This is a genomic window from Petrotoga mobilis SJ95 (assembly GCF_000018605.1).
In the GTDB taxonomy this organism is placed as follows: Bacteria; Thermotogota; Thermotogae; order Petrotogales; family Petrotogaceae; genus Petrotoga; species Petrotoga mobilis.
In genome coordinates, this window is sequence record NC_010003.1 from 455,908 (window position 1) to 467,500 (window position 11,593).

11 protein-coding genes and 4 pseudogenes (1 of these 15 cut by a window edge) are annotated in these 11,593 nt (G+C 40.6%); 10 read left to right on the forward strand and 5 right to left on the reverse strand.

Annotation, left to right across the window (positions count from 1 at the left end):
- Position 1 precedes the first annotated feature (1 nt).
- The 3 genes and pseudogenes from PMOB_RS02175 to PMOB_RS11115 all read right to left on the reverse strand — a co-directional run.
- A pseudogene (locus PMOB_RS02175) lies at positions 2-277 on the reverse strand (GNAT family N-acetyltransferase); the annotation flags it as partial.
- A gap of 137 nt (positions 278-414) precedes the next feature.
- Complete coding sequence (locus PMOB_RS02180; protein WP_041534021.1) at positions 415-1,296, reverse strand: AAA family ATPase; 882 nt, start codon at positions 1,294-1,296, stop codon at positions 415-417.
- Entirely contained in the window at positions 1,235-1,465 is a 231-nt protein-coding gene (locus tag PMOB_RS11115; protein ID WP_146026685.1) for an AAA family ATPase, read from the reverse strand. Before PMOB_RS11115 ends, PMOB_RS02180 begins: the two co-directional genes overlap by 62 nt.
- Positions 1,466-2,298: 833 nt before the next feature.
- On the opposite strand from PMOB_RS11115, the pseudogene PMOB_RS02190 reads away from it, so the two are divergent.
- The 3 genes and pseudogenes from PMOB_RS02190 to PMOB_RS02200 all read left to right on the forward strand — a co-directional run.
- Positions 2,299-2,757, forward strand: a pseudogene (locus PMOB_RS02190) (glycosyl hydrolase family 18 protein); the annotation flags it as partial.
- Between the two features lie 87 nt (positions 2,758-2,844).
- Positions 2,845-3,264, forward strand: a complete 420-nt coding sequence (locus tag PMOB_RS02195; RefSeq protein WP_012208271.1) for a phage holin family protein — start codon at positions 2,845-2,847, stop codon at positions 3,262-3,264.
- Positions 3,261-4,265, forward strand: coding sequence for an N-acetylmuramoyl-L-alanine amidase (locus PMOB_RS02200; RefSeq protein WP_012208272.1), 1,005 nt, complete (start codon positions 3,261-3,263; stop codon positions 4,263-4,265). Before PMOB_RS02195 ends, PMOB_RS02200 begins: the two co-directional genes overlap by 4 nt.
- Before the next feature lie 75 nt (positions 4,266-4,340).
- Here PMOB_RS02200 and ltrA read toward each other — a convergent pair whose 3' ends face one another.
- Both ltrA and PMOB_RS10520 read right to left on the reverse strand, forming a co-directional pair.
- Positions 4,341-5,759 (reverse strand): group II intron reverse transcriptase/maturase, encoded by a 1,419-nt coding sequence (gene ltrA, locus PMOB_RS02205; protein WP_012208273.1) that lies wholly within the window; start codon positions 5,757-5,759, stop codon positions 4,341-4,343.
- 75 nt (positions 5,760-5,834) lie between these two features.
- Entirely contained in the window at positions 5,835-5,978 is a 144-nt protein-coding gene (locus PMOB_RS10520) for a hypothetical protein (RefSeq protein WP_155811037.1), read from the reverse strand.
- A gap of 229 nt (positions 5,979-6,207) precedes the next feature.
- Here PMOB_RS10520 and PMOB_RS02210 point away from each other — a divergent pair, with 229 nt between their 5' ends.
- From PMOB_RS02210 to PMOB_RS02240, 7 genes and pseudogenes are all read left to right on the forward strand, one after another.
- Complete coding sequence (locus tag PMOB_RS02210; RefSeq protein WP_012208274.1) at positions 6,208-6,426, forward strand: SHOCT domain-containing protein; 219 nt, start codon at positions 6,208-6,210, stop codon at positions 6,424-6,426.
- 61 nt (positions 6,427-6,487) lie between these two features.
- Positions 6,488-8,056 (forward strand): recombinase family protein, encoded by a 1,569-nt coding sequence (locus PMOB_RS02215; RefSeq protein WP_012208275.1) that lies wholly within the window; start codon positions 6,488-6,490, stop codon positions 8,054-8,056.
- A pseudogene (locus PMOB_RS11120) lies at positions 8,056-8,510 on the forward strand (recombinase family protein). Before PMOB_RS02215 ends, PMOB_RS11120 begins: the two are co-directional and overlap by 1 nt.
- The gene (locus PMOB_RS02225; protein WP_012208276.1) at positions 8,473-10,041 is read left to right on the forward strand and encodes a recombinase family protein; all 1,569 of its coding nucleotides are present in this window, start codon (positions 8,473-8,475) and stop codon (positions 10,039-10,041) included. The pseudogene PMOB_RS11120 and the gene PMOB_RS02225 overlap by 38 nt, the downstream one beginning before the upstream one ends.
- 76 nt (positions 10,042-10,117) lie before the next feature.
- Positions 10,118-10,341, forward strand: a pseudogene (locus tag PMOB_RS11125) (recombinase family protein); the annotation flags it as partial.
- Positions 10,342-10,540: 199 nt separating this feature from the next.
- Positions 10,541-10,915 carry an ArsR/SmtB family transcription factor gene (locus tag PMOB_RS02235; protein ID WP_005584884.1) on the forward strand — a complete coding sequence of 125 codons (375 nt, stop codon included), beginning with the start codon at positions 10,541-10,543 and terminating at the stop codon, positions 10,913-10,915.
- Between the two features lie 13 nt (positions 10,916-10,928).
- Positions 10,929-11,593: the 5' portion of a heavy metal translocating P-type ATPase gene (locus tag PMOB_RS02240; RefSeq protein ID WP_012208277.1), read on the forward strand. The gene runs 1,696 nt beyond the window's last position; only the first 665 of its 2,361 coding nucleotides appear in the window; it begins with the start codon at positions 10,929-10,931; its stop codon lies beyond the right edge, outside the window.

Here is an 11,593-nt window from a genome sequence, read left to right on the forward strand (position 1 = left end):
TTTATTTAATATCCTTTGAGTAAATCAGTAATTCATCACGTTTGTACCACCCTGTTTTTTCCCAAAATGTCTTGCCAATTTCGTTCTCATAATAAACAAACAAATGGCATTTTATGATACCTTTTTCTTTTAAACTATTTAAAACCAAGTTTACCAATTCTTTCCCTATCCCATTTCTTCTATACTTCTTATCAACCGCAAGATGGTAGAGATATCCTCTTCTTCCATCTTCGCCACACAGGATTGTACCGATGATTTTCCTGAGTTTGACAGTTACAAAAACGTAAGAATTCTAAAACAGGCATGAATAATAGCAAAAAGGCGTTTTTTGCTTTCTCTGTTTTTCAAAAGTGTCACTACATGCCTTCCTTCTCCTTTGTTTATCAGTGTTTTAGACTTAAGCTTTTACTTTGCTCAGTTCGCTCCACAGCTGACTACCGCCGTTTTATCACCTTCCTTGTAAAAACGTATAAGGTTACGGTAATCCCCAAGCAATGCGTCCGTTGAGTGTGTGACGATAATTAACTGTCCGTCTATGCCATCTATACCAAAGCAACTCTTCAAAAGCTCGGTGAATTCAGCATCTTGATTCTGCAGAATTCTCTTGTAGTAGCCGATGAGCGACCGTTGTAAGTACAGGTGAAGGTGGACTTCTGGTTCGTCAATCGACAATACGAGTGGCATCAGTTTTTTGCCTTTGTCGTCGCTATATAGGTGTTCCTCAAACGGAGTGGACTTACTTCTGTATAACTCCATTATCTGGCGCAGTATGTTTATCGAAGCCATCGCCAGATACTGGACACCGCTTCCTGTCGACTCAATTTTCCTATCACCATCAGAGAGATAGAAAAGGCTCATCAGCATTTCTGTTGGATTTGGGGCAATGGTTGCCTTGATGAAGTAGTCGTGGAAGCTGCGGATTTTGCCTAGATGACTGTTGATAAAATCCGTCAGCTTATTCACTTTCTCATCATTCAGAAATGTTGGAACACTATCGGAAATAAATCGCTCGATGATTCCATTTATGAGAAGTCCTGCTACCTTTTGCGAATCAAGGCGTAATTCTCTACTTGGGACAGACGTGGTCTCGTACTTCAGAAAGTTGATTTTTTTGATCAGCGGCTTCGGTATGCTCTCGTTTGAGTCTTCGTTAACGATTGTTGGATATGCTTCCTTGATGGTCTGAAGATAACGAATTTTCAGCAAGGAAGCATCATTTGAACAGAAGTTGTCGTCAAAAAAACCCTGCTCGTAGGGAAGCAATTTGATGTCCAGTTCGACTTTCGTAGTTGGCAAAATCCGCTTCTTCAAACCCCTTGCCACTGCATACAGTGTCAAGAAGAGATAAGAAGTTACTTTTGCCCAAATTGTTTTCACCAACAATATAATTACAGTCCGGGTTGAAGCAGACGGATATGCCGTCGATGTTCCTGTAATTTGAAATTTTAACAGAAATTATCCTCATAAGCCTTCCTTCGGATTGCACTTTACTATTCTCTTTATTCTACAGCAGAATTCCCCTAACCGCTCATGCTATTTAATTGGCTTGAGTAGGTGATAGGCACTCAACCCAGGAATTTACCTACACTTCACAAGCACTCAACTTCAGCCTTAATACTTGGCGAGTCTATATCCCATAAAAATTTACACCTTGTATTGTAACTTCATTAAAATTACCAGCAAGCACAAGGCACCTAATGTCAATGAGCGAACCCGTATGTTCAAAACATCCTTGTTGTTCTTAAAGACCTCCAGCATCCCCGGGGAATGAGTAGAATTTTTCTGAATTTTGCCGACTTGCAAGGAATGGCTCTTAAAATTTTCTTGGATTGCAGCAACCAAAGATGTCTTGGCTTCCCCACTAAGGACAATAACTGTTTTACCGTCAGAGTAAATCGCATCGAAAGGAAAGCATTTTGCAGAGATACTACTTTGCCACCGTAAAATTGGTAAAGCGGTTTTTACGGTAACTTATCTCGGTGGGTAGTAGACACCGATAATAATGAACGGGTTAGGAGATACATTGTGAAACTGCTTTGTTGTTCCTAGGAAGAAGTACAAATCCCGTGTCAAGAACCAATCGAAGCATTTTTCCTTGACCTTTGCGATTGCCACAGCTTCGTCTTTATTTGCTCTCTTCAGACAATTCCAATACAGCATACCGATTTCCCAATCCTCGATCATCATCTTAGATTGCTTACCAGAATCGTCCTCGAACCGATAGGAAAACTTATAAGGTACTTTCTGTACGACCTTAAATTCTTCCTCGATTTCTTTCAAGGTCTTGAACAGATGTAGCTGCTGCGGCTGGGCGATGCGTGGGTATATGAACCATACGAGTGTTTTGATGTGGAGCTTCCGGATGGAACTATAACCGGCTTTGGCAGGCTTGCTCGCACTGGTGTCACGTGGGATGATGAATTTCAGGTGTTTTCAGTAAATAGCGATGTGGAGGAATCGGTAACTCGCAGTGAGGACATTTCGATGGACTATGACTTTTTCCACTCACAACTTTTGGCGCTTTCTTGCGGTAATGACTATAAAGTAAAGATTATACCGAAAGACATCAATATCTGGATATCCCGTCTCTTCCTCGGAGATGCGGATGGTTTTTCTATTCTGTATTATCAGGATGTAGACAGCCTTGTTTACTGGGCAAATGAAGCGGCTTATCGGTGGAAACTGCGAGGCATAGCCATCTGGTCGCTTGGACAGGAGGATATGCGACTGTGGGAAGCGCTTCCGAAGCAAATATAGTTTAGATGTTTTATTAATTCAGCGCTTTGCTATAAGGCAGGGCGTTTTTTTATATGCAAAACTCAAGTTGAACGGAGGGTTAAGACAATGAAAACAGTATGGAACTGGGGGCAGGCGGTTTTTACTGCTATTGGCGGATTTCTTGGCTGGTTTCTTGGAGGGCTGGATGGATTTTTATATGCTCTCGTCGCTTTTGTGGCCATTGACTATGTGACCGGCGTGATGTGTGCCATTATAGACAGAAAGCTTTCAAGTGAAGTCGGAGCCAAGGGCATCTTCAAGAAGGTGCTTATTTTTGTGCTGGTGGGTGTGGGACACATCATCGACAGCCAGGTGCTCGTAAGCGGCGGGGCAATCCGGACAGCGGTCATCTTCTTTTACTTGAGCAACGAGGGCATTTCAATACTGGAAAATGCAGCACATATAGGACTGCCCATTCCTGAAAAGCTGAAGAACGCGCTGGAACAACTGCATGGCCGCTCAATTGAGGAGGATGAGAAGAAATGAAGCTTTTTACAAAGTACATGACGCGAAACGACTGCTATACGGCAGGTCGGAAAATCACGCCTAAAGGAATCATGGTACATTCGACGGCTGTGCCGGGCGTAATGGCGGCTGAGTGGTTTTCCCGTTGGAACAAATCTTACAAGGCCGGCGATATAAATAGGCAGGTATGTGTTCACGCTTTTGTAGACGATAAAGAGGTTTGGCAATACCTGCCTTGGGATCATCGCAGGTGGCATGCGGGAGGAGCAGCCAACAATACCCATATTGGCTTTGAAATCTGTGAGCCTGCTGGGTTTTCGTATAAATCCGGGTCGGTAATGGTGGGTTATGATGCAGCAAAGCAGGAAGATTATTTCCGTAAAGCGTGGCAGAATGCTGTTGAACTCTGCGTTATGCTCTGCAAGAAGTACGGTCTTAATGAGAATGACATCATCTGCCACTCCGAGGGATATAAGCTCGGTATTGCCAGCAACCATGCTGATGTGATGCACTGGTTCCCCAAGCATGGGGAGAATATGGACACTTTCCGTAAAGCAGTAAAAAAAGCGCTGGAGAACAGTACAGATATCAATACTGATATTGGAATTGGAGATATGGTGGAGTTTAAGGTCAGTGTAAAGAATTACTACCCCGGCAGTGTGGAAGTTCCAACGTGGGTCAAAAATGACTATTACCACAGGGTCACACAGACTTTATACAAAGGCAAGCCGGTCATAAAAGGCGGCAAAGAATGTGTTTTGCTTGGCAAAAAGGTTAAGAAATCCGGCGGTCAAGAGATTGCAGGCATAAACACTTGGGTAGCAAAAGAAAACCTTGTAATTGTAAACAGCATTCCTGATAACAAGTGCAATAGAACCTATACAGTGCAAAAAGGCGATACCTTATGGAGAATAGCGGAAAAAGAACTCGGTAGAGGAACAAGATATCCGGAGATTAAGAAACTCAATGGTCTGACTTCAGATACTATTTACCCCGGACAAGTTCTCAAATTGCCGGAATAATCGGGTAGGAGGTAGATAATTAATTTATCTACCGTCCTCCCACACCACCGTACGTACCGTTCGGTATACGGCGGTTCAACAGAATTCATGCTTTAGGTTATACGTTTCCAGGATCGAAGTTAACCCCATTTTCTTAAGGTGTTTATTAGTTAGTGTTCTTGAAAGTATGGGGCTGTTGGAGATTCTCCAATAGCCTTTCCTTGTATTTGCATATTCCCATGCTTTGTAGATGTTTAACCCTAATTTGACTAAGTTTTTATACCTTGTTTTGATTTTCTTCCATTCCTTCCAGATACACATCCTAATTCTCCTTCTAAGCCATCCATCAAGACTTCCCGCTATCGATTTCATGTTTGCTATTCCATAGTAGTTTGTCCATCCTGTTATTATTTGTTTTATCCTTGACAGCCTGTATGCCATGCTTCTTCCACTGCTTCTCTTCGTTTCTCCTTTTAACTTCTTTTTGAATTCTTTAATGGATTTTCCATGGACTCTAATTTCGTACTTCTCTTCTTTCACGTAGAAGGAGAACCCTAAGTATTTGAGGTCCCAAGGTCTGACTACTTTGCTTTTCTTGCTATTCACTTTTAGCTTTAATTTCTTCTCTATGTATTTTGTTATACTTTCCATCACCCTATATGCGGATTTCTCGCTTTTCACGTATATGTTGCAATCGTCTGCATACCTGCAAAACTTGTGTCCCCTTTTCGTTAGTTCTACGTCAAGTTCGTGGAGCATTATGTTGCTTAGTAATGGGGATAGCGGTCCCCCTTGTGGAGTCCCTTCTTCAGTTTCTATTACTACCCCATTTACCATTACCCCACTCTTGAGGTATTTCCTTATCAGGGATATCACTCTGCCATCTTTTACGTCTTTTGATATTATCCTCATCAGTTTGTCATGGTTGACTGTGTCAAAGTAGCGTTCTAAGTCTATGTCCACTACCCATGTATGCCCTTTGTTTAGGTATTCTTTGCTTTTTCGTATGGCTTGTTTTGCATCCCGTAATGGCCTGAATCCATAACTGTTATCTACAAATTTCTTTTCGTAAATAGGTGTCAACACCTGGGCTATGGATTGCTGGATTACTCTGTCAATTGATGTTGGTATGCCTAGTAGTCTTTTCCCTCCATCCGGTTTCGGTATTTCTTTCCTCCTTACCGACTTCGGGGTGTACCTTCCTTCAAGGAGCTCTTGCCTTAATTCTTCTCCGTGTTGTCTGAGATATCCAAAGAGTTCTTCTACTTTCATCCCGTCTATCCCAGGGGCTCCTTTGTTGGCCTTTACCTTCTTGTATGCTTTATTCATATTATCCTTGGATAATATCTTTTCAAGCATCCCTTCACTGCATCCCTTATCATCGTTTCTTCCTCTTTCAGACGTAGAAGTTATACTAGGCGCTTCTACATTATTTTCAGGCTCTCCCTTATCTTCATGTAGGAAACCTTCTAATCGAAGTTGTATGCTTTTTCCGTGTCCCTTCGCATCTTTCAAGATTCGAAACCTCCTGTTGTTCAGTCCTTCCTCATCTTCCAATGAGTACTATGACTTCTGCTGACTTCTCAAGATTCAGCCATACATTGCTGCATGGGTTGCCTTAACAGCGTATTCTTGAGATCTCCCCAGGTAAGTGCAATAACTTTCATCCCATCTATCCGCCAGATTTACTCCGTGAAGTTCTGGGTAGCTATTGGACTTCGTTTTGTAAAGCAAACTCGTCCACTTCACTTAGCCTTGTATCTGGTTCTTATTCATCGGACCGGGACTTTGCCTTGGGCTTCCTTCAGATTCCACCTCACGATGGACACCCTTGCCTTCGACTAGTGGTTCCCGCTATCTGGTCCACAGCGGACTTTCACCGCTTAGCTATTGCGCATGCTGGGCGCACACGATAAAGGACAGCCAATCGCGGCTGTCCTAAGTCTTTATAGGAGGTGCTTGAATGATAGAGGCGGCTAATCATTTACCATATAACCCGCAGGAAACGAACTATACAAAGATAACACAGGAGGAAATTCAAAGAGAGGTTGATTACTGGCGGGCGTACAAAATTCTACAGAGGATGCTTAAGGCGGGACTGATTTCAGAAGAAGAATTCAACAAAATCGACAAGTTGAACCGCAAAACTTTCTCGCCGATGTATGCACAGCTTATGGCCTAATTGGCTTGCTATTAGCGGCACACAGAGGTAACATGTCACATACCCAAAGGAGGTGAAAACAGTGAGAAAGGTAACAAGGATTGATGGAAACAATGCTCTCCAAGCTTTCAAGCCAAAGGTGAGGGTAGCGGCTTATTGCAGGGTTTCAACAGACAGTGATGAACAAATGGCAAGCCTGGAAGCACAAAAAGACCATTATGAATCCTATATAAGAGCAAATCCTGATTGGGAGTTTGCAGGGATCTACTATGATGAAGGCATATCAGGCACAAAAAAGGAAAACCGAACTGGACTTTTGAGACTGCTTGCAGATTGTGAAAACAAGAAAATTGACTTTATTATAACCAAGTCAGTCAGCAGATTTGCCAGAAACACAACCGACTGCATTGAAATGGTGAGAAAACTTACCGATCTCGGTGTTTTCATCTATTTCGAGAAAGAGAATATAAACACACAGCGCATGGAAGGCGAATTGGTGCTGACAATTTTGGGCAGTCTTGCAGAAAACGAGTCATTATCCATTGCAGAAAATAGTAAGTGGTCTATCAGACGTAGGTTCCAAAACGGATCATACAAAATTTCGTATCCTCCCTATGGTTACGATTATGTGGATGGAAAGCTATTTATCAATAAAGAACAGGCTGAAATCATAAAGCGGATTTTTTCCGAGGCTTTGGCTGGTAAAGGCACACAGAAAATTGCAGATGGGTTAAATTTGGATAAAATCCCAACAAAGAGAGGTTCACACTGGACAGCGACCACTATCCGCGGTATCCTTAGCAATGAAAAATATACCGGGGATGTCCTTCTGCAAAAAACATATACAGATGAGAATTTTAAGCGGCATTATAATCGTGGTGAAAAGGATCAATACATGATAAAGGATCATCATGAAGCCATTATATCCCATGAGGAATTTGAAGCCGCCCAAGAGATATTAAAGCAAAGAGGAAAAGAAAAAGGTGTAATTAAGGGAAGCAGCAAATATCAAAACCGCTACCTGTTCTCAGGGAAAATCAAATGCGCAGAATGTGGCAGCAATTTTAAACGTCGAATTCATGGCAGCGGTAACCGTAAATATATTGCCTGGTGCTGCACAAAGCATATAAAGGACGCATCAAGCTGTTCCATGAAGTTTGTCAGAGAGGATGCAATTCATCAGGCCTTTGCTGTAATGATCAATAAGCTTATTTTCGGTCATAAATTCATTATAAGACCATTGCTACAAAGCTTAAAGAAAGCAAATTACTCAGATAATATAGCGAAGATTCAAGAACTGGAAACAAAAATCAAAGAAAATACAGAGCGGGTTCAGGTAATTATGGGACTTATAGCTAAGGGATACCTGGAACCCGCTCTTTTTAATACACAGAAAAATGAGCTGCTTAAAGAAGCGGCTTTATTAAAAGAACAAAAAGAAACCTTAAAACGCGAAATTGATGGAGGCATAACTACTCTTGTTGAGGCAGAAAAGATTCTTAAATTTGCAACGAAAGCTGAAAAGCAGATTAATGCATTTGAAAGTGAAATATTTGAGAATTTTATTGAAGAAATCATTGTGTTTTCTCAGGAGGAAATTGGTTTCAAAATGAAATGCGGGTTGAACTTAAGGGATAGGCTGGTGAAATAATGAGCCATATACCTTTTGGATATACCATTCAAAACGGCAGGGCTGTAGTTAATGAAGAGGAAGCAGTTAAAATTAAGAAGCTATTTAGGTTTATCTTTCAGGGCTTTCTTTAAGCGAAGCGGCACAAAAAGCAGGTATTAAGCGTTACCACACATCTGTTGCAAGAATGCTTTCAGATAAACGGTATGTTGAGGACAAATTCTATCCGCCAATTATCAGTAAGGACACATTCGAAAAAGCACAACTGGAAAGACGCAGGCGAGCTGAGGCGCTTGGCAGGATTTATGAACATAAAGGAAATGAAAAGAAATACCTGAATTTTAAGTTTCATGCTTCAATGCCAGATAATCTATACGATGATCCATTTCAGCAGGCAGAGTATGCTTATAGTCTTATTAAGAGCGAGGTGATTTTAGATGACAACCAGGAATGTTACGGTAATTCCTGCCCGTAAGCGAATCGGGAATAGTGCAAAGGCCGAGGAATTGCCTAAGCTTCGGGTAGCAGCTTACTGCCGTGTTTCTACGGACAGCGAGGAGCAGGCAACCAGTTATGAAGCGCAAATTGAGCACTACACAAACTACATCAAAAGCAATCCAGAATGGGAGTTAGCCGGTATATTTGCAGATGAAGGTATTACCGGAACCAACACAAAAAAGCGTGAAGAATTTAACCGGATGATAGAAGAATGTATGCAGGGCAAAATCGATATGATAATTACGAAATCTATCAGCCGGTTTGCAAGAAATACGCTGGACTGCCTAAAGTACATAAGGCAGCTTAAAGAAAAAAATATTCCGGTTTACTTTGAAAAGGAAAATATAAACACATTGGATTCCAAAGGAGAAATCCTGTTGACCATTATGGCATCTTTGGCACAGCAAGAAAGCCAATCGTTAAGCCAGAATGTAAAACTGGGTATTCAATACCGATATCAGCAAGGAAAAATCCATATCAATCACAACCGGTTTCTTGGCTATACAAAGGATAAGGATGGCAATTTAGTTATCGTACCTGAAGAAGCTGAGATCGTCAAACGCATTTACAGAGAATATCTTGAAGGTTCCAGTATGCTACAGATAGCTAGGGGTTTGGAGGCTGACGGAATTCTGACGGGTGCAGGCAATCCCAGATGGCATACCAGCACCATCAATAAGATTTTGAGAAATGAAAAATATATCGGTGATGCGCTATTGCAGAAAACTTATACGGTAGATTTTTTATCAAAGAAAAGGGTGGCCAATAACGGTATAGTTCCTCAATACTATGTAGAAAACAGCCATGAGCCCATAATTCCGCGTGAAATTTTTATGCAGGTTCAGGAACAGCTTGTCAAAAGAAGATGTGTGCATATAAGTAAGAACGGAAAGAAGAGAAACTACAGCAATAATCATCCCTTATCCCAAATGGTGTTCTGCGGCAAGTGTCATGAAATATTCCGCAGGGTTCATTGGAATAACCGAGGAAAGAAATCAATCGTATGGAGATGCGTCAGCAGATTGGAAAACACCGGTTTGTTTTGTACCGCTTCCACTATACTTGAAGATACGCTTAAAGAGAAAATTGTAGATGCCATCAATGTAGCGGTCAGCGGAAAAAACTCTTTTCTGGCCATACTGAAGAAGAATATTGAAACCGTATTAAGCGAGGATTTGGATGAGAGTACGGCAGATATTGATAAAAGGCTGGAAGAACTCCAAACCGAGTTGATCCAAAAGGCAAATTCAAAGGAAGCATATGATAATATTGTCAATGAGATTTACCGCTTACGGGACTTAAGGCAAGAAACCCTTTCAAGAAACGCTCTCCGTCAAGATAAGCGGGATCGGATCGCTGAGATGACGGACTTCCTTAATATGCAAACCGGTGGTATTACGGAATTTGATGATAAACTGGTTAGAAAACTAATTGAAAAGGCAACTGTATATAATGACAGGCTAGTGGTAGAGTTTAAGTCAGGGTTAGAAATAGAAGTAAACCTATAAGCTCGTATTAAGATAGCCGCCAGTAGGGGAAGAGTACTTATACTATTATAAATAACTACAGGAGACATAATTGGATTACCGATTGCGGGAGCAGAAGCAAAATGCGCTGGTTAAAAATGCAGAGCGTGAAGGAAGAAGCAGCGAATAGCTGAAATGACAGACTTCTTGAATGAACAGTCCTATGAGCTGGAGGAATATGATGAGCAACTGGTAAGGCGGCTTATTGAAAAAGTTACGGTATTTGATAATAAGCTGACCGTTGAGTTTAAGTCTGGAGTAGAGATTGATGTATTAATTTAAAATGAACTTGACCGCCGATTGAGGAGAAATACTTCTTGATGGGCGGTTCTTTTCTATTTATACTTGGGGATAATCTAATAAATAAACACACTTGAACAATTACTCATATGTTTTTATTGACAAACGGAGAATTGAGGTTTATAATATATATGAAAGCTTATTCAAGTGTTCAATTGAATGATAAGGAGGTGATATAAATATGGCAAAAAAAATTCAACCAATTGAAAGATGCGACTGTGATGTAATACATGAGGAAATTGTAAATAAAGTGCGAGAAAAAATGCCTCAAGAAGAAACTCTATATGATCTAGCAGAACTATTTAAAGTTTTTGGAGATTCAACAAGAATTAAGATACTCTGGGCATTAGATGAATCAGAGATGTGCGTTTGCGATATTGCATTCTTATTAAATATGACCCAATCAGCAATTTCACATCAGCTAAGAGTCTTAAAGCAGGCTGAACTAGTAAAGAGCAGAAGAGAAGGAAAGATTGTATTCTACTCTCTTGAAGATGAACATGTAAAGCAAATATTTGACCAGGGATTAATTCATATTTCAGAAGAAAGTAAGTAAAGGAGGGTCAGTAATGTTAAAGAAGGAAGTAATTTTAGAAGGTTTAGATTGCGCAAATTGTGCAGCTAAAATTGAAGATGAGGTTAATAAATTAAATGGAGTCAAAGCCTATATGAACTTCATGAACAAGACATTGACTTTAGAAATTGAATCAGAGCAAGAGTATAAGAATATATTACAGCAAGTTAAAACCATAGTGCACAAGCACGAACCGGATGTGGTAGTGAAAGAAAAATCCGTTAACAAGAGCAATAAAAAAGTATTAATACTTGAAGGACTTGGCTGCGCGAATTGTGCAGCTAAAATGGAAAAAGAAATAAGCGGTCTAGAAGGAGTTGAATTTGCTGCAGTAGATTTTGTTTCGAAGAAACTAACACTGGAAATAAGTCCGAAAGTCAACCGCTCTGAGTTAAATGAGAAGATTGAAGGCATAGTAAAGAAAATAGAGCCAGATGTAAAGGTCATTTTTGAGGAGAATAACTCCAAGACCAAAATAAACGAAAATAACGAAGAGGAAGAAGAAGGTGTCAACAAAAAAGAAATCATAAGACTTGTGGTCGGTGGAGCAATATTTGCCGTGGGAATCATCTTTAATTTCCAAAATTGGCTTGAGCTTACCTTGTTTATTATTAGTTATATCATAGTTGGTGGAGAGGTTGTCTTAAGAGCAATAAAAGG

Coding starts and splice junctions, on each gene's coding strand:
- PMOB_RS02195 (WP_012208271.1), top strand. CDS start 2,845: ATGAAAACAGTATGGAACTGGGGGCAGGCGGTTTTTACTGCTATTGGC.
- PMOB_RS02210 (WP_012208274.1), top strand. CDS start 6,208: ATGATAGAGGCGGCTAATCATTTACCATATAACCCGCAGGAAACGAAC.
- PMOB_RS02200 (WP_012208272.1), top strand. CDS start 3,261: ATGAAGCTTTTTACAAAGTACATGACGCGAAACGACTGCTATACGGCA.
- PMOB_RS11115 (WP_146026685.1), bottom strand. CDS start 1,465: ATGAGGATAATTTCTGTTAAAATTTCAAATTACAGGAACATCGACGGC.
- PMOB_RS02225 (WP_012208276.1), top strand. CDS start 8,473: ATGACAACCAGGAATGTTACGGTAATTCCTGCCCGTAAGCGAATCGGG.
- PMOB_RS02235 (WP_005584884.1), top strand. CDS start 10,541: ATGGCAAAAAAAATTCAACCAATTGAAAGATGCGACTGTGATGTAATA.